The organism is Microbacterium sp. NPDC089186 (assembly GCF_040685115.1).
Taxonomy (GTDB): Bacteria; Actinomycetota; Actinomycetes; order Actinomycetales; family Microbacteriaceae; genus Microbacterium; species Microbacterium galbum.
The window spans coordinates 88,662-105,034 of record NZ_JBFBHJ010000001.1 but is presented as its reverse complement, the minus strand read 5'-3'; the positions used below and the strand labels follow the sequence as shown (position 1 = coordinate 105,034).

Annotated in this window: 15 protein-coding genes; 9 read left to right on the top strand and 6 right to left on the bottom strand. The window is 69.4% G+C overall.

The window, feature by feature from the left end; genetic code table 11:
• Nucleotides 1-17 precede the first annotated feature (17 nt).
• The gene (locus AB0N82_RS00490) at nt 18-1,205 is read right to left on the bottom strand and encodes a class I SAM-dependent methyltransferase (protein ID WP_363386871.1); all 1,188 of its coding nucleotides are present in this window, start codon (nt 1,203-1,205) and stop codon (nt 18-20) included.
• 132 nt (nt 1,206-1,337) lie between these two features.
• Here AB0N82_RS00490 and groES point away from each other — a divergent pair, with 132 nt between their 5' ends.
• The 3 genes from groES (at nt 1,338) to AB0N82_RS00475 (ending at nt 4,361) form a co-directional block, all read left to right on the top strand.
• On the top strand, nt 1,338-1,634 hold the full coding sequence (gene groES, locus AB0N82_RS00485) for a co-chaperone GroES (RefSeq protein WP_013583903.1): 297 nt from the start codon (nt 1,338-1,340) through the stop codon (nt 1,632-1,634).
• Between the two features lie 183 nt (nt 1,635-1,817).
• Complete coding sequence (rarD, locus tag AB0N82_RS00480) at nt 1,818-2,759, top strand: EamA family transporter RarD (protein WP_363386868.1); 942 nt, start codon at nt 1,818-1,820, stop codon at nt 2,757-2,759.
• 315 nt (nt 2,760-3,074) lie between these two features.
• Entirely contained in the window at nt 3,075-4,361 is a 1,287-nt protein-coding gene (locus AB0N82_RS00475) for an ABC transporter substrate-binding protein (RefSeq protein WP_363386865.1), read from the top strand.
• Between the two features lie 99 nt (nt 4,362-4,460).
• Here the strand turns inward: AB0N82_RS00475 and AB0N82_RS00470 are convergent, their stop codons facing one another.
• Genes AB0N82_RS00470 through AB0N82_RS00450 form a run of 5 tightly spaced genes read right to left on the bottom strand, consistent with a single transcriptional unit; the run spans nt 4,461 to nt 9,279 of the window.
• A complete protein-coding gene (locus AB0N82_RS00470) occupies nt 4,461-5,252 on the bottom strand; it encodes a hypothetical protein (protein ID WP_363386862.1) in 792 nt (263 codons plus the stop codon).
• A gap of 38 nt (nt 5,253-5,290) precedes the next feature.
• On the bottom strand, nt 5,291-6,070 hold the full coding sequence (locus AB0N82_RS00465) for an ABC transporter ATP-binding protein (protein WP_315993527.1): 780 nt from the start codon (nt 6,068-6,070) through the stop codon (nt 5,291-5,293).
• Complete coding sequence (locus tag AB0N82_RS00460; RefSeq protein ID WP_315993526.1) at nt 6,070-7,002, bottom strand: ABC transporter ATP-binding protein; 933 nt, start codon at nt 7,000-7,002, stop codon at nt 6,070-6,072. The genes AB0N82_RS00465 and AB0N82_RS00460 overlap by 1 nt, the downstream gene beginning before the upstream one ends.
• Nucleotides 6,995-7,975, bottom strand: a complete 981-nt coding sequence (locus AB0N82_RS00455) for a branched-chain amino acid ABC transporter permease (protein ID WP_315993525.1) — start codon at nt 7,973-7,975, stop codon at nt 6,995-6,997. Before AB0N82_RS00455 ends, AB0N82_RS00460 begins: the two co-directional genes overlap by 8 nt.
• Nucleotides 7,976-7,986: 11 nt before the next feature.
• Nucleotides 7,987-9,279, bottom strand: a complete 1,293-nt coding sequence (locus AB0N82_RS00450) for a branched-chain amino acid ABC transporter permease (protein WP_363386857.1) — start codon at nt 9,277-9,279, stop codon at nt 7,987-7,989.
• Between the two features lie 311 nt (nt 9,280-9,590).
• Between AB0N82_RS00450 and guaB the strand changes: the two genes are divergently transcribed.
• The 6 genes from guaB (at nt 9,591) to guaA (ending at nt 15,994) form a co-directional block, all read left to right on the top strand.
• Nucleotides 9,591-11,093 (top strand): IMP dehydrogenase, encoded by a 1,503-nt coding sequence (gene guaB, locus AB0N82_RS00445; protein WP_363386854.1) that lies wholly within the window; start codon nt 9,591-9,593, stop codon nt 11,091-11,093.
• A gap of 76 nt (nt 11,094-11,169) precedes the next feature.
• Nucleotides 11,170-11,856 carry a TMEM175 family protein gene (locus AB0N82_RS00440; RefSeq protein WP_363386851.1) on the top strand — a complete coding sequence of 229 codons (687 nt, stop codon included), beginning with the start codon at nt 11,170-11,172 and terminating at the stop codon, nt 11,854-11,856.
• A 15-nt stretch (nt 11,857-11,871) separates the two neighbouring features.
• Nucleotides 11,872-12,987 (top strand): GuaB3 family IMP dehydrogenase-related protein, encoded by a 1,116-nt coding sequence (locus tag AB0N82_RS00435; protein WP_076673877.1) that lies wholly within the window; start codon nt 11,872-11,874, stop codon nt 12,985-12,987.
• A 13-nt stretch (nt 12,988-13,000) separates the two neighbouring features.
• Nucleotides 13,001-13,885 (top strand): SURF1 family cytochrome oxidase biogenesis protein, encoded by an 885-nt coding sequence (locus tag AB0N82_RS00430; protein WP_363386848.1) that lies wholly within the window; start codon nt 13,001-13,003, stop codon nt 13,883-13,885.
• Between the two features lie 10 nt (nt 13,886-13,895).
• Nucleotides 13,896-14,417, top strand: coding sequence for a DUF3817 domain-containing protein (locus AB0N82_RS00425; RefSeq protein WP_363386845.1), 522 nt, complete (start codon nt 13,896-13,898; stop codon nt 14,415-14,417).
• Nucleotides 14,414-15,994: a glutamine-hydrolyzing GMP synthase gene (gene guaA, locus AB0N82_RS00420; RefSeq protein ID WP_315993519.1), complete on the top strand. Its 1,581-nt coding sequence runs from the start codon at nt 14,414-14,416 to the stop codon at nt 15,992-15,994. Before AB0N82_RS00425 ends, guaA begins: the two co-directional genes overlap by 4 nt.
• The last annotated feature ends 379 nt before the right edge of the window (nt 15,995-16,373 follow it).

Genomic DNA, 16,373 nt, shown 5'->3' with positions numbered 1-16,373 from the left:
CGGGAGCCCGGCGGGCGTCAGACGCGGTCGGCCAGCAGAGCCAGGCGCGTCGACCCCACGCGGGTGAGCAGCAGGGTCGCCGCTTCGTCTCCGCGGAGCGAGAGCTTCCGGCGGAGCGCCGCCGGGTCGACGTCGACGCCGCGCTTCTTGATTTCGAGCGTGCCGATCCGGCGCGCCCGCAACGCCTGTCCGAGCTTCTTCGGGTCGGCGGGCAGGTGCTCGCGCACCCGGAACGACTGCACGAACGGACTCGTCAGCGGTGCGTCGGAGGTGAGGTAGGCGATCTGCGGCGAGAGCATCCCCGCCTCGAGTGCTCGCGCGACCTCGCCGATGAGCCGGGCGCGGATGACCGCGCCGTCGGGCTCGTGCACGAAGGCGCCCAGGTCCCGCGGCTCGGCGTCGGGGCTGTCCGCCGGAGCCGTGAGCTCCCACGCGTCGGTGCCGCGCACCACGAGCGCGGCCCGTCGCACGTTCTCGCGCGCGAGCGCCCCCGCCCAGAGGACGAGCTCGATGGTCGAGCCTTCGGCGCTGATCCATTGGGCCTCGACGTCGTCGGGGATCCGCGCGCGATCGAAGCCGGGGCCGAGCTTGACCCCGCCCGGGGTGCTCCGCAGCAGCTCGAACACCCAGTCCAGCGACGGCGACCATTCGCCGGAGGCGACCTGCCGCGTCTCGGAGTGGCCCGACGTGCGGCGTGCAGGGTCGAGCCACACGGCATCCGTCCCCGTCAGGTCGACCTCTTCGGCGCGCGCGTGCGCCACCGTCGCGGCATCGCCGAACGGGGCGAGGTTGTACGCCGCGATGGCGGCGGTCACCTCGTCGGCGTCGACCGCGTGCACCCGGATGCCGAGTCCCGCCAGCCCGAGCGCGTCACCGCCGATACCGCAGCCGAGGTCGGCGACGCTCGACACGCCCGCGGCGCGGAAGCGGCCCGCGTGACGAGCGGCGATCGGAAGGCGCGTGGCCTGTTCGAGCCCCGCGCGGGTGAAGAGCATGCGGTCGGCGAACGCGCCGAACTTCGCGGTCGCGCGGACGCGGAGCCGGGCCTGGCCGACGACCGCCGACACGAGGTCGGGGGAGTGCCCGGCCGCCCGCAGCCGCGACACCGCGCGGGCGGCCTCGTCGGTCGAGCCGATGGGACCGAGCTCGTCGAGCAGGCGCAGGCCGTCGGGCGTGAGCAGGGCGGTCAGCTCGCTGGTATCCACCGATTCAGCCTAGGCGGGGGAGTGTGCTGGCACTCGCGTTGCGTGAGTGCCAGCGCTTCTCTACACTCGGATTAGCACTCTCCCCGCGTGAGTGCTGACAAGTCTTCTGTAACGAGAAAGAAGAGGTAGACCGTGTCGGTTTCCATCAAGCCGCTCGAGGACCGCATCGTCATCAAGCAGGTCGAGGCTGAGCAGACCACCGCGAGTGGTCTCGTCATCCCCGACACCGCCAAGGAGAAGCCGCAGGAGGGCGAAGTCGTCGCCGTCGGCCCCGGCCGTATCGACGACAACGGCAACCGTGTCCCCCTCGACGTCGCCGTCGGCGACCGCGTGCTCTACAGCAAGTACGGCGGCACCGAGGTCAAGTTCGGCGCCGAGGAGTACCTCGTGCTCTCGGCTCGCGACGTCCTGGCGGTCGTCGTCCGCTGATCGCGTGACTCGATCGAAGGCCCCGGGTGCTCGGCATCCGGGGCCTTCGTCGTTCCCGGGGGAGGGCGGGGGCGCGCGTCGTCCCCGGGGGTCGATGGACGATGCGGAGCGCTCGCCACGCGATGGCAGGAATGCGCGGGTGCGCGACCGTCGCCGCCTCGGGGGCGCGCGTAGGCTGTATCGGTGACCCCCGCTCCCTCCGCTCCGACCGGCGGGAGCACCCGCGGCGCCCTGTACGCACTGGGCGCCTACCTGCTGTGGGGCGTGCTGCCCATCTACTTCCTGCAGCTGAAGCCGACCGGCCCGTTCGAGGTGGTGGCCTGGCGCATCCTCCTCGCGTTCGTCTTCTGCCTGCTGCTTCTCACCGTGCTGCGCGCGTGGCGCCCGTTCCTCGCGATCGTGCGGCAACCGCGGCTGATGCTGTTGACCGCGGTCGCCGGTGTGCTCATCTACGTCAACTGGCAGACCTACCTCTTCGGTGCCCTCACGGGGCACGTCATCGAGACGAGTCTCGGCTACTTCATCAACCCCATCGTGACCGTGCTGCTGGGTGTCGTCGTGCTGCGCGAGCGTTTGCGGCTCCTGCCGTGGATCGCGGTGGGCATCGCCGTGGCCGCGGTCCTGGTGATCGTCGTGGGATACGGCGCCTTCCCGTGGATCGCGCTGACCCTCGCCTTCTCGTTCGGCTTCTACGGACTGGTGAAGAAGCAGATCGGTCCCGCGGTGGATGCCGTGAGCGGGCTGACCCTCGAATCGATGTGGTTGCTGCCGGTCGCCGTCATCCAGCTGATCTTCGTGGCGAACCTGACGGGGATCACGCTGGGCACGGCCGGGGTGCTGCACACCGTTCTCCTTTTGCTCGCCGGCGCGGTCACGGCCGTACCGCTGCTGCTGTTCGCATCGGGTGCCCGGCGCGTCCCCCTCACGGTGATCGGCCTGCTGCAGTTCGTCGCGCCGATCATCCAGTTCATCATCGGCGTATGGGTGCTCCACGAGCCCATGACGCTCGAACGGTGGGTGGGGTTCGCGCTCGTGTGGGTCGCGCTGGTCATGTTGAGCGTCGACTCGATCGTGGCCGCGCGGCGCCGCCGGCGCGTGGTGGACGACGTCGCCGAACCCGTCTGATCCCCTCGTCCGACCCGCCGTCGCGTCCTCCGTTCGGTCGACAGACAATGTCGGCGGCGGGTGGGACGATGAGGGCGCGGAAGATGTCGTTCCGCGTTCGTCCTGCCCGATCCGGCCGTTTCTTCGTTCCGGGTCCGGCGACCCGTGCTCCTTCGGGGTCGCCGTCAAGACGCGGGCTGAACCGTTATGCGGCCGTGACCGCTTCGACGCACATCGTTAACGAACGGCAACACGCGGAAAATGCGCTGCCGATTAGGTTTAGGACACCAGGTGGCCCATAGGGTCGCCCAACGTTCATTCACAGCAAGGAGCACTATGAACGTCATTTCGCGCACGCGCGGCGCCAAAATCCTCGGCGGCATCGCCCTGGTCGGCGCCAGCGCGCTCGTCCTCGCCGGATGCTCCGGTGGCGGCAACGATGCCGCTGCACCGAGTGCATCGTCGGGCGGCGGCGGCGCCGTGTCCGAGGCCGACGGCACGTTCAGCGTCGGCACGATCCTGCCCGCCACGGGTAACCTCGCCTTCCTCGGCCCGCCCGAGGTCGCCGGTGTGAAGCTGGCCATCAAAGACATCGAGGCCACGGGAGACGCATTCCCGTTCACGACCACGCTGACCGAGCGCGACTCGGGCGACACCACGACCGACATCGCGACCCAGTCGGCGTCCGAGCTCGTCAGCGCCGGAGCCGACGTCGTCATCGGTGCCGCGTCGTCGGGTGTCTCGTTCACCTTCATCGACCAGCTGGTCAACGCGGGCATCGTCCAGATCTCGCCGGCCAACACCTCGCCCGACTTCACCACCTACGCCGACGACGGGTACTACTGGCGTACCGCGCCCTCCGACGTGCTGCAGGGCCGCGTGCTCGGCAACCTGATGGTCGGCGACGGTGCCGCCAACGTGGGCATCATCTACATCAACGACCCCTACGGCACCGGCCTGAAGGACAACGCGACCACGGCCATCGAGGCCGCCGGTGGCGAGGTCTCGGTCGCGGTCCCCTACAACCCGGGTGACACGGTCTTCACCTCGCAGGTCGACCAGCTGCTCGCCTCCCAGCCCGACGCGATCGCGGTCATCGCGTTCGAGGAGACCTCCTCGATCATCCCGCAGCTGGTCAGCACGCAGGGCTACGCGGCGTCGAAGGTGTACTTCGTCGACGGCAACCTGTCGAACTCGTACGAGTTCCCGGCCGGCACGCTCCAGGGCGCGAAGGGCACGCTGCCCGGCAACCCCGCCGACACCGACTTCCAGTCGCGTCTGAAGGAGATCGACCCCGCGCTCACCGACTACAGCTACGCGCCGGAGTCGTACGACGCGGTCATCGTCGCGGCTCTCGCCGCGGCGCAGGCCAAGGACGACTCGGGCACGGCCATCCGCGACAACATGCAGTCGGTCTCCGAGGGCGGCGAGAAGTGCACGACGTTCGCCGACTGCCTCGCGCTGATCAACGACGGCAAGGACATCGACTACGACGGTGTCTCCGGTCCGATCACGTTCGACGAGAACGGTGACCCGACCGAGGCGTACATCGGCATCTACCAGTACGGTGCCGACAACAAGTACACCCTGCTGAACACGGAGTTCGGCTCGCTCAACGAGTGACCTGACTCCACGCGAGGGGCTCGGATCTGCGGATCCGGGCCCCTTTCGCGTGCTCCGGACCTCGTTCGCACCCCTGCTCTCGGGGCAGAGGAACCCGGCTCACGGCGCGGGGGTCAGGCCGCACACCTGGGCGGTGAGCACGAGCAACGCGTCGGCGACGTCCTTCGAGCGCTCCAGGGGCACCACGATCTCCCGCCCGTCGACGCGGGCGACGAGGTCGAAGAGGGTGCCCACCTTGTCCTCGGCGATGGCGTGCGCGTCGCAGCGCTGCGGCACCACGGCGACCTCGACGACCGACGGCGCGTCACGCGCGGACACGCTCACCCCGAGCGGTGCCGCAGCGCCCGCGGCGAAGCGCAGCAGCACCGTTCCGCGCAGAGCGACGAGCTCGGCCGTCCCCTCGCCGCTCTGCGACGGCTCCACCGCCAGACGCAGGGTGATCGAGCCGTCAGGGCCCACGGCGGCTCCGGTGGCCGTCACCCGCACCACGGATGCCAGCTCCGCACGATCGCACGCGGTGGCGCTCGCCCGGTGCAGGAAGTCCAGGTCGTCGGACAGGGTCACGGTCGTCGTCGCGCCGTCGGCCGTGACCGTGGCCTCGGGAACACCCGAGGCGTCGGTGCAGCGGATGGCGGGGAGGAAGACGGGGAGGTCGACCGTCCGCCCCGCCGCGAGGGTGGTCGGCCGTGTGGCATCCCATTCCGCGGGCCCGTCCAGGACGGGGGAGGAGAAAGATGCCGCTGTGAGCGTGGTGGCCACGGGGGAGGTGTTCGTCACGCGCAGCTGCACGCGGTCGACGGCGATGTCGCCGCGCTGCTGTACGAGGGCGACCTCGAGCGATGGCGCGGGCGGCGGGGAAGGCGCCGAACACGCCGCGAGTGCGGCGCCCACCAGGGTGAGCGCCGCACTCGCGGCGTATCGGCGGCGGATCAGGCCTCGGGGCCCTTCCCGTCGCGCTTGGCGTCCTCGTCGGCGGCGAGGGTGCCCAGGTACAGCTCGATGACGCGGGGGTCGGTGAGCAGCTCGCGACCCGTGCCCGTGTACGCGTCCTTGCCCTGGTCGAGCACGTAGGCGCGGTGGCAGATCTGCAGGCAGCGGCGGGCGTTCTGCTCGACCATGATGATCGTCACGCCGGCGCGGTTGATCTCCGCCACGCGAAGGAAGGTCTCGTCCTGTCGCACGGGCGAGAGACCCGCGGAGGGCTCGTCGAGCAGGAGGACGGAGGGATCCATCATCAGGGCGCGTCCCATGGCCACCATCTGACGCTCACCGCCCGACAACGAGCCCGCGCGCTGGCGACGCCGCTTGCCGAGCTCGGGGAACAGGCCCGTGACGAACTCGAAGCGCTCGGTGAACACCTTGGGGCGCTGGAAGAGCCCCATCTGCAGGTTCTCCTCGATCGACAGGCTCGGGAACACGTTGTTGTTCTGCGGAACCATGCCGACGCCCTTGCCGACGAGCTTGTCGGCCTTCAACGAGGTGATGTCCTCGCCGTTGAGCAGGACGGCGCCGCCGCGGATCTTCACCTGGCCGAAGATGGCCTTCAGCAGGGTCGACTTGCCGGCGCCGTTGGGGCCGATGATGCCGATGAGGTCGCCCTGGTAGGCGTCGACGGTGCACCCGTTGAGGATGTTGACGCCCGGGAGGTAGCCGGCGACGAGATCGTCGGTGCGCAGGACCGGGGTGCGGGTAGCGGTGGTGTCGGTCATCAGAGCTTTCCGTCCTTCTCGTCGGCGGTGAGCTCCGCCTCCGCTTCCGCGGCGGCCTCGGCCTGGATGGTCTCGAGCTGCGACGTGGTCATGTCGCCCAGGTCGGTGTCGTGGTGGGCGCCGAGGTAGGCGTCGATGACGGCCTGGTCGCTCATGACCGTCTCGGGCGGTCCCTCGGCCACCACGCGGCCCTCGGCCATGACGACGACCCAGTCGGAGATGTGACGGACCATGTGCATGTCGTGCTCGACGAACAGCACGCTCATCCCCTCCTTCTTCAGGTCGAGGATGTGGCCCAGCAGGCTCTGCGTGAGCGCAGGGTTGACACCGGCCATCGGCTCGTCGAGCATGACGAGCTTCGGGTCGCTCATCAGAGCGCGCGCCATCTCGAGGAGCTTGCGCTGGCCGCCCGAGAGCGACGCGGCGAAGTCCTCGCGCTTGGCATCCAGCTTGAAGCGGCGCAGCAGGTCGTCGGCACGCTCGGTGTTGGCGGCCTCCTGCGAGCGCCAGGTGCCCGGGATGAGGGCGCGGAACAGGTTCTCGCCCTTCTGCCCGCGGGCGCCGAGCAGCATGTTCTGCAGCACGGTGAGCCGACCGAGCGACTTCGTCAGCTGGAAGGTGCGCACCATTCCCCGGCGCGACACCTTGAACGCGGGGACGCTGGCGAGGTTCGAGCCCTCGAAGCTCCAGCGACCCGTGTTCGGCTTGTCGAAGCCGGTCAGCAGGTTGAACAGCGTGGTCTTGCCGGCGCCGTTCGGGCCGATGAGGGCCGTGATCTGCCCGCGGGGGATCTCGAGGTGCTCGACGTCGACGGCTTTCAGACCGCCGAACTGGCGGGTGACGCCGTCGGCGACGACGATCGGATCGACCTTCTCGCAGCCGGGTCGGACCTCTCCCTTGACGAGAGGATGGGTGACGGTCGTGTCAGACATTGAACGACAGCTCCTTCTTGTTGCCGAAGATGCCCTGTGGTCGGAAGATCACGAGGAGCATCAGTCCGATGCCGACGAGGATGAAGCGCACCTGGCCCGTCTGCGTGCTGGACATGAAGCCCAGGATGCCGACGTCGCGCAGTCCCACGATGATGCCGTTCGACAGCGAGAGCAGCACCCAGAAGAGCATCGAGCCCACGATCGGGCCGAGGAGCGTGGCGGCTCCACCGAGCAGGAGCGCGGTCCAGATGAAGAACGTCAGGGCCGTTCCGTAGTTACCGGGCTGCACGGCGCGGGGGAGGATGAACACCACGCCCGCGAGTCCGCCCATGACGCCGCCGAGCACCAGCGCCTGCATCTTGTAGGAGTACACGTTCTTGCCGAGGCTGCGCACGGCGTCCTCGTCTTCCCGGATGCCCTTGACCACGCGACCCCACGGGCTGCGCATGAGCAGGAACACGAGGATCGTCGCGATGATGACGAGGCCCCAGCCGAACAGGCGCACCCACCAGTCGTTCGCGGAGTAGGTCCACGGTCCGATGCCGTACGTACCGGCCGGCAGCGGGTTGATCGCCTGGAACTCGCGGTTGTACCCGTTCAGGCCCTGGGACCCGCCGGTGACGCTGGTCAGACCCACGGTCGAGACGACGTAGCGGACGATCTCCGCCGCCGCGATCGTCACGATCGCCAGATAGTCCGCCCGCAGACGCAGGGTCGGGATGCCGAGGAGGAAAGCGAACAGCACCGAGGCGACGATCGCGACGAGGATCGCGAGCCACACCGGGGCTGCGAACGACAGGGTCGCGATGGCGAAGGCGTAGGCGCCGACGGCCATGAAGCCCGCCTGACCGAAGTTGAGCAGCCCCGCGTAGCCGAAGTGGACGCTCAGGCCGATGGCGGCGAGGGCGTAGGCCGCGGTGGTCGGGCTGATGAGCTCGCCCGCGGCGTTGTTGAAGATCGAAAGCCAGTCCATGTCGTTCTTCCTCAGCCGATCCGCTCTTTACGACCGAGCACACCTTGCGGCCGGAACAGCAGCACGCCGATGAGCACGATCAGGGCCACCGCGTACCGCAGGTCGGGTGGGATGACGATGGTCGACAACTCCGTGATGATGCCGATGATGAGCGATCCGACGAGGGCGCCGAAGGCGCTGCCGAGACCACCGAGGGTGACCGCCGCGAACAGCAGCAGCAGGATCGCGAAGCCCATGTCCCACGTGACTCCGCGGTACAGGCCGTACAGCACGCCGGACAGACCCGTGAGAGCGCCCGCGAGCACCCAGACGATGCGGATGACACGGTCGACGTTGATGCCGGACGCCGCGGCGAGCGATGCGTTGTCGCTGACGGCGCGCGTCGCCTTGCCGATGCGGGTGCGGGTCAGGAAGTACGCGACGAGTCCCAGCATGACGACGCTGATGCCCATGCTGATGATCGAGGTCAGGGTGACCGTGACCGGGCCGATCGTGACGTTGTCGGTGATGCCGGTGTCGATGTTGCGCGTGCCGCCGTCGAAGAAGTAGAGGTACAGGTAGCGCAGCACGATCGAGAGGCCGATCGTCACGATGAGCACCTGTACGAGTCCGACGCCGCGCTTGCGCAACGGTTTGAACAGCACGGCATCCTGCGTCCATCCCAACGCCGCCGAGAGGGCGACCGTGAGAAGGATCGCGAGGAGGATGTTCCACCCCATCGCCGTGAAGACGTAGAAGATGATCGCGCCGAAGGTCAGCATCTCGCCGTGGGCGAAGTTGTTCACGCCGGTGGTGCCGAAGATGAGCGAGATGCCGATCGCGGCGAGGGCGAGCAGCAGGCCGAAGTTGAGCCCGTAGAAGAAGCGCGAGAAGAGCGTGTCCCAGATGGAGCCCGTCGCAGCCGCGCCCTCACCGGTGGGGAAGAGGACGTTCACCGTGTTGGTCGTCCCGATGGTCACGTCGCGCGTGACGTTGTCGGGGTCGCGCGGGGCGACGCCGTCGGGGAGGGTGTCGACCTGCAGTGTCGCGGTGTAGGCGCCGGGTCCGGGGACCGCGACCGCCCAGCGTCCGTCGGCGCCCGTGGTGCCGATCTCCGAGAAACCGGAGCCTTCGACGCTGATCTCGACGCCTTCGACCGGTTCGTCTCCCGCGCGGATGATGCCGCCGATGGAGTACTGGGTGGCGACGTCGCCCGTTCCCGCCGAGGCGGAGGGGGTGGGGGCGGGCGTGGTCCGGGCGTTCGCGGGTGTCGCGAAGAACAGGCTCAGGACGGCGATCGTGCTCGCGAAGAGCGCGACGATCACGGCCAGTCGGGATAGGGTGCGCGATCGTATCGCGGTGGGGGAGGAATGACCCACGGAGTCTCCAGTTCGGCAGCGCTGACGAAGTCGTCCCGTCAGCTTCGACGGTCGACGCTACGAGCGTAATGTGTCGACGGTGTTTCGCAGACACTGTCGTTAGCGAACCGTGTCATCCGCGGTGCGTGCAGCGGCCAGGCCCACGGGAACAATTCCGGGGCCGCCGACGCTTTAGAATTCCAGGCGGAGCGCTTTCCCGGGCGCACCGGCCGACGACGTCCTTTCATCGAGCAGGCGCCGCGCGCGCAGGAGGATCCATGGAGCAGCACGACCCCTTCGGTTTCATCGGACTGACCTACGACGACGTCCTGCTCCTGCCGGGGCACACCGACGTCATTCCGAGCGAGGCCGACACGTCGTCGCGGCTCACGCGCCGGATCACAGTGGCCACCCCTCTGCTCTCCAGCGCGATGGACACCGTCACCGAGGCGCGCATGGCGATCGCGATCGCCCGCCAGGGCGGTATCGGCATCGTGCACCGCAACCTCTCGATCGAGGACCAGGCCGGCATCGTCGACCAGGTCAAGCGCAGCGAGTCGGGCATGGTCTCCAACCCGATCACCACGAACCCGGATGCCACGGTGGCCGAGGTCGACGCGATGTGCGCGCAGTACCGCATCTCGGGTCTGCCCGTGGTCGACCCCGACGGCGTGCTCGTCGGCATCATCACCAACCGCGACATGCGCTTCGTCTCGGGCTTCGAACGTCAGACCACGAAGGTCAAGGACGTCATGACCCAGGACGGCCTGATCACCGGGCACGTCGGCATCCACGCGAACGACGTCATCGCGACCTTCGCGAAGCACCGCGTCGAGAAGCTCCCCCTGGTCGACGAGAACGGCAAGCTCGCCGGTCTCATCACGATCAAGGACTTCGACAAGAGCGAGAAGTACCCCCTCGCCACTAAGGACGACCACGGGCGCCTCCGGGTGGGTGCGGCGATCGGCTTCTTCGGCGACGCGTGGCAGCGCGCCGAGGCCCTGCGCGACGCGGGCGTCGACGTGCTCGTCGTCGACACGGCCAACGGCCAGTCCGCCGGCGTCATCGACATCGTCCGTCGACTCAAGGCCGACGCGTCGTTCGACCACATCGACGTCATCGGCGGCAACGTCGCGACCCGCGAGGGCGCTCAGGCGCTCATCGACGCGGGAGTGGATGCCGTGAAGGTGGGTGTCGGACCGGGCTCGATCTGCACCACGCGCGTGGTCGCCGGCGTCGGCGTGCCCCAGGTGACGGCCATCTACGAGGCCGCGAAAGCCGCGATCCCGGCGGGCGTGCCCGTCATCGCCGACGGCGGTCTGCAGTACTCGGGCGACATCGCCAAGGCGCTCGTCGCCGGCGCCGACACCGTCATGCTGGGTTCGCTGCTCGCCGGCACCGACGAGTCGCCGGGCGAGATCGTCTTCCAGGGCGGCAAGCAGTTCAAGCAGTACCGCGGCATGGGTTCGCTCGGCGCGCTGCAGACCCGGGGCAAGAAGACGTCGTACTCGAAGGACCGCTACTTCCAGGCCGACGTGCCCAGCGACGACAAGCTGATCCCCGAGGGCATCGAAGGCCAGGTGCCCTACCGCGGACCGGTCTCCGCCGTCGCCTACCAGCTGATCGGCGGACTGCGTCAGTCGATGTTCTACGTCGGAGCGCGCACCGTGGAGGAGCTCAAGGCCAAGGGCAAGTTCGTCCGCATCACGTCGGCGGGGCTGAAGGAATCGCACCCGCACGACGTGCAGATCGTCGTCGAGGCGCCGAACTACAAGAAGTAACGCGCTTCCCACGAAGGGCCGGGTGGGCGACCACCCGGCCCTTCGTCGTGCTCGGCGACGCGGATACGCTGAGCGCATGATCCGGAGCAGGAGTCACCCGGAGGCGTCCGTGTCGACGCGCCGCACCGAGGCGTTCACCGACGGGGTCTTCGCGATCGCGGCGACCCTGCTGGTGCTCGGGCTGACGGATCAGTCGCTCGGGACGGTGCGCACCGACGACGACCTCGTCACGGGCCTGCGCGACCTGGGCCATCCGCTCTTCTCGTTCGTCATCAGTTTTCTCATCCTGTGCGTGATGTGGATGACGCATGTGCGCCAGTTCGAGTGGATCGTCCGCATCGACAATGCGGGCATGTGGATCAACAACGTCCGCCTGCTCCTGATCGTGCTGGTGCCGTTCACGTCATCCCTCGACACCACATACAGCGACTTCCTCCTGGGACGTGTTCTCCTGCCCGTGAACTTCTTCCTGGCGATCGTGCTGGGGTGGCTGCAGTGGATGTGGGCGGTGCGATCCGGAGCCGTCACCGACCTGTCGGCCGTCGACGCCCGCCGTCTGGGGCGGGCGAGCGTCAGTGCGGTGGTCATCAGCGGGCTGGCGATGGCGCTCAGTCCCTGGCTCGGGTCCATCGGTTTCGTGCTGTTCGCCCTCGACGGACCCCTCACGCGGCTCCTGCGCGGCGCCGATGAGCCGTCGTCGCCGCCGTGGGTCGCTTCTCGCGACGGTGGAGGATCCGACGGGGATGTCGGGGGGCGCGGGTAGGCTGGTCGGGTGACCATGGAGATCGACCTCGGCCGCGCCAAGCGCGCCCGCCGCGCCTACACCTTCGACGACATCGCCGTCGTGCCGTCGCGGCGCACGCGCAATCCTGAAGACGTCTCGACCGCGTGGACCATCGACGCGTTCCCGTTCGAGATCCCGGTGCTCGGAGCCCCCATGGACTCTGTGGTCAGCCCGCGCACCGCGATCGAGCTGGGGCGCCTCGGCGGCCTGGGCGTGCTTGACCTCGAGGGTCTCTGGACGCGCTACGACGACCCCGAGCCGCTCCTCGCCGAGATCGCGACCCTCCCCGAGGCCGACGCCACGCGGCGCATGCAGCAGCTGTACTCCGAGCCGATCAAGCCCGAGCTCGTGCGCGACCGCCTCGCCGAGGTGCGCGCCGCCGGTGTCACCGTCGCCGGTGCCCTCACCCCGCAGCGCACGCACGACCTCTACGAGACCGTCGTCGCCGCCGGCGTCGACCTCTTCGTCATCCGGGGCACCACGGTGTCGGCCGAGCACGTGTCGAGCGTCGCCGAGCCGCTCAATCTCAAGAAGTTCATCTACGACCTCGATGTGCCCGTCATCGTCGGCGGGGCTGCCACGTACACCGCGGCCCTGCACCTCATGCGCACCGGAGCCGCGGGCGTGCTCGTCGGCTTCGGCGGGGGAGCCGCGTCGACGACCCGTGCCACCCTCGGCCTGCACGCGCCGATGGCGACCGCCGTGGCCGACGTCGCCGGCGCCCGCCGCGACTACCTCGACGAGTCGGGCGGACGCTACGTCCACGTGATCGCCGACGGCGGTGTGGGAACCTCGGGCGACATCGTGAAGGCCCTCGCCATGGGCGCGGATGCGGTCATGCTCGGCGTCGCGCTCGCGCGGGCCACCGATGCCCCCGGCCGGGGCTTCCACTGGGGCCCCGAGGCGCACCACGCCAAGCTGCCGCGGGGACGCCGGGTCGCGGTCGACCGCGTGGGTCCGCTCGAGCAGATCCTCTACGGCCCCGCGCCCGTCGCCGACGGCACCGCCAACCTGATCGGCGCGCTCAAGAAGTCGATGGCCACCACCGGGTACTCCGACCTCAAGGAGTTCCAGCGCGTCGAGGTCGTCGTCGCGCCGTACGGTCACTGACGCCGGAGACCGCATGACGTCCACTCCCGCGACCGCCCCCGCGCCGCCTCAGATCTTCCCGCCCACGCTGCGGGAGGTCATGCTGCGGCCTCGGTGGATCGCCCTCCTGGCGTTCTCGCTCGTGGTGGCGGGAGCGCTCGCGTGGCTCGGGCAGTGGCAGCTCGGGAGAGCCGTCGACACGTCGCCGCCCGAGCCCGGGCAGACCGAGGTCGTGCGTCCGCTCGACGACGTCGTGCAGCCGGGCGACTACCTGCCCGAGCCGCTCGTCGGGCAGAGGGTCGAGGTGACCGGCACGTGGGTGGCATCCGATTTCATCGTCGTGGCGTCGCGCTTCAACGACGACGTCGAGGGCTACTGGGTGACGGGCCAGCTCCGCGTCTCGGGGACGACCGAGCCGACCTCGATCGCCGTGGCGACGGGGTGGACGAGCGACCTCGGCCGGGCGAACGCCGCCGCCGCGCAGTTGCAGGCCGACGCCCAGGCCGACCCGGGTGCCGAGGTCGAGGTGACCGGTCGCCTGATCTCCGACGAGGGCCCTTCGGTCCCGCCCGCCGGGGCCGATCCGCAGACGCTGGTGAAGATGTCGCCGGCCATGCTGCTCGGGCGCTGGAGCGATACGGCGGGGTTGAACGTCTACCGGCAGTACATCGCGTCGCAGACGGCCATCGGCCCCCTCGACGCCATCGCGTCGCCGGCGCCCGACGAGCGCTCGCGCGTCAACTGGCTGAACATCTTCTACGCCGCCGAGTGGGCGGTCTTCGCGGGTTTCGCTCTCTACCTCTGGTACCGCCTGGCGCGCGACGCCTGGGAGAAGGAGGTCGAAGACCTCGAGGACGAACAGTTCGAGGGCGAGCAGCCCGACCCCCTCGCGGCAGAACCCGCGGAACCCCGCGACTAGACTGGCATCCATGCCCCGCGCCCCCAAGCTCGCCTCGTTCCCGGCGATCCGCGGAGCCCTGAAGTTCTACCAGATCTGCTCGATCATCACCGGTGTCGGCCTGCTGCTGCTGGTCGCCGAGATGATCCTGAAGTACACGCCCATTCACGTGGAGCTGTTCCTGGGCGGATCCGGCGGCTTCCTGTGGTTCGCGGATGCCGTCCCCGGCCCCGACTGCCAGTGGTTCTCGCTCTTCGTGCCCGGCGGCAGCGGGTGCGAGATCCTGTCGACCGGCGACGGCGTCAACGTCTCGCTGGCCATCCTCGTCGCCCACGGCTGGTTCTACGTCGTCTACCTCTTCTCGTGCTTCCGCGTCTGGAGCCTGATGCGGTGGCCGTTCCGTCGGTTCGTCTTCCTCGCCCTGGGTGGCGTGGTGCCGTTCCTCTCCTTCATCCTGGAGGTGCGCACCGCCCGCGGCGTGCGCGCCTATCTCGCCGAGCGCGAGGCCGCCCCGGCCTCGGCTCCCGTCTCCGCCCCGGAGGGCACCCGGTGACCGAACAGACCGAAACGTCCCAGCGACCCGTCCTCGTCGTCGACTTCGGCGCCCAGTACGCGCAGCTCATCGCCCGCCGCGTCCGCGAGGCCGGCGTCTACAGCGAGATCGTGCCGCACACCGCCTCGGCGGAGGAGATCGCGGCCAAGAACCCGGTCGGCATCATCCTGTCGGGTGGTCCTTCGTCGGTGTACGAAGCCGGGGCCCCGAGCCTCGACACCGACGTGTTCGACCTCGACGTGCCCACGCTCGGCATCTGCTACGGCTTCCAGGTCATGGCGAAGGCGCTCGGCGGCGAGGTGGCCAACACGGGCCTGCGCGAGTACGGCGCGACCGACGCCACCGTGGTCACCGAGGGGACGCTGCTGCAGGGCCAGCCCGCCGAGCAGAACGTCTGGATGAGCCACGGCGACCAGGTCTCGCGTGCTCCCGAGGGCTTCGAGGTCCTCGCCCGCACCGCGCACACGCCCGTCGCCGCCTTCGCGAACGACACCCGCCGCATGTACGGCGTGCAGTGGCATCCCGAGGTCAAGCACTCCGATCACGGACAGAACGTGCTCGAGAACTTCCTCCACAAGGCTGCGGGTCTGCCCGCCGACTGGAACAGCGGCAACGTCATCGCCGAGCAGGTCGAGCGCATCCGCCAGCAGGTCGGCACCGGTCGTGTGATCTCGGCCCTGTCGGGTGGTGTCGACTCCGCTGTGTCGACGGCGCTCGTGCACGAGGCCGTCGGCGACCAGCTGATCGCCGTCTTCGTCGACCACGGACTCCTCCGGAAGGGCGAGCGCGAGCAGGTCGAGAACGACTACGTCGCGTCCACGGGCGTGAAGCTCATCACCGTCGACGCGCGCGAGACGTTCTTGAACGCCCTCGCCGGGGTCAGCGACCCCGAGCAGAAGCGCAAGATCATCGGCCGCGAGTTCATCCGTGCGTTCGAGAAGGTGCAGGCCGACCTCGTCGCCGAGGCCGCGGCCGAGGGTGAGCAGGTGCGATTCCTGGTGCAAGGCACGCTGTACCCCGACGTCGTCGAGTCCGGCGGAGGTGCTGGCACGGCGAACATCAAGAGCCACCACAACGTCGGCGGCCTGCCCGAAGACCTGCAGTTCGAGCTCGTCGAGCCGCTGCGCACCCTCTTCAAGGACGAGGTGCGCGCGATCGGCCGCGAGCTCGGCCTGCCGGAAGCCATCGTCGGCCGCCAGCCCTTTCCGGGGCCCGGTCTTGGCATCCGCATCGTGGGCGAGGTCACCGCTGACCGTCTCGAGATCTTGCGTGAGGCCGACGCCATCGCGCGCGCCGAGCTGACCAAGGCGGGCCTCGACGACGAGATCTGGCAGTGCCCCGTCGTGCTGCTCGCCGACGTGCGCTCGGTGGGCGTGCAGGGCGACGGCCGCACCTACGGCCACCCCATCGTGCTGCGGCCGGTGTCGTCGGAGGACGCCATGACGGCCGACTGGACGCGCCTGCCCTACGACGTGCTGTCGAAGATCTCGAACCGCATCACCAACGAGGTGCGCGACGTGAATCGCGTTGTGCTCGACGTGACGTCGAAGCCGCCGGGGACGATCGAGTGGGAGTGAGCTTCGGCTGACCCCGGCCCCGCAACGGCGCCGTCGTCCGGTTCCGGGGTGTCATCTTCGAGTCGAGAGCGGGGCCCCTTCCCCGATCGACTCGAAGACGACACCCCTCCACCGGATGGCGGCGTCGTTGCTCTGTGTCAGCCGGTCGAGGTATGAGCGCGCCTGCGGCGCGCAGGTCGAGAGCGGGGCCCCTACCCCGATCGACCCGAAGACGGTGCCCCTGCGCCGTCCGGCGACGGCGGCGCTCTGTCGGTCCGCTGAGGGTATGGGGTCGAGAGCGGGGTCCCTTCCCCGATCGACTCGAAGACGACACCCCTCCACCGGATGGCGGCGTCGTTGCTCTGTGTCAGCCGGTCGAGGTATGAGCGCGCCTGCGGCG

Excerpts from the sequence above, each read along its gene's own strand:
- AB0N82_RS00455 (WP_315993525.1), bottom strand. The coding sequence starts at position 7,975 with ATGGACTGGCTTTCGATCTTCAACAACGCCGCGGGCGAGCTCATCAGC.
- AB0N82_RS00475 (WP_363386865.1), top strand. The coding sequence starts at position 3,075 with ATGAACGTCATTTCGCGCACGCGCGGCGCCAAAATCCTCGGCGGCATC.
- AB0N82_RS00435 (WP_076673877.1), top strand. The coding sequence starts at position 11,872 with ATGGAGATCGACCTCGGCCGCGCCAAGCGCGCCCGCCGCGCCTACACC.
- guaB (WP_363386854.1), top strand. The coding sequence starts at position 9,591 with ATGGAGCAGCACGACCCCTTCGGTTTCATCGGACTGACCTACGACGAC.
- AB0N82_RS00430 (WP_363386848.1), top strand. The coding sequence starts at position 13,001 with ATGACGTCCACTCCCGCGACCGCCCCCGCGCCGCCTCAGATCTTCCCG.
- AB0N82_RS00465 (WP_315993527.1), bottom strand. The coding sequence starts at position 6,070 with ATGACCGACACCACCGCTACCCGCACCCCGGTCCTGCGCACCGACGAT.
- AB0N82_RS00460 (WP_315993526.1), bottom strand. The coding sequence starts at position 7,002 with ATGTCTGACACGACCGTCACCCATCCTCTCGTCAAGGGAGAGGTCCGA.
- AB0N82_RS00425 (WP_363386845.1), top strand. The coding sequence starts at position 13,896 with ATGCCCCGCGCCCCCAAGCTCGCCTCGTTCCCGGCGATCCGCGGAGCC.
- AB0N82_RS00440 (WP_363386851.1), top strand. The coding sequence starts at position 11,170 with ATGATCCGGAGCAGGAGTCACCCGGAGGCGTCCGTGTCGACGCGCCGC.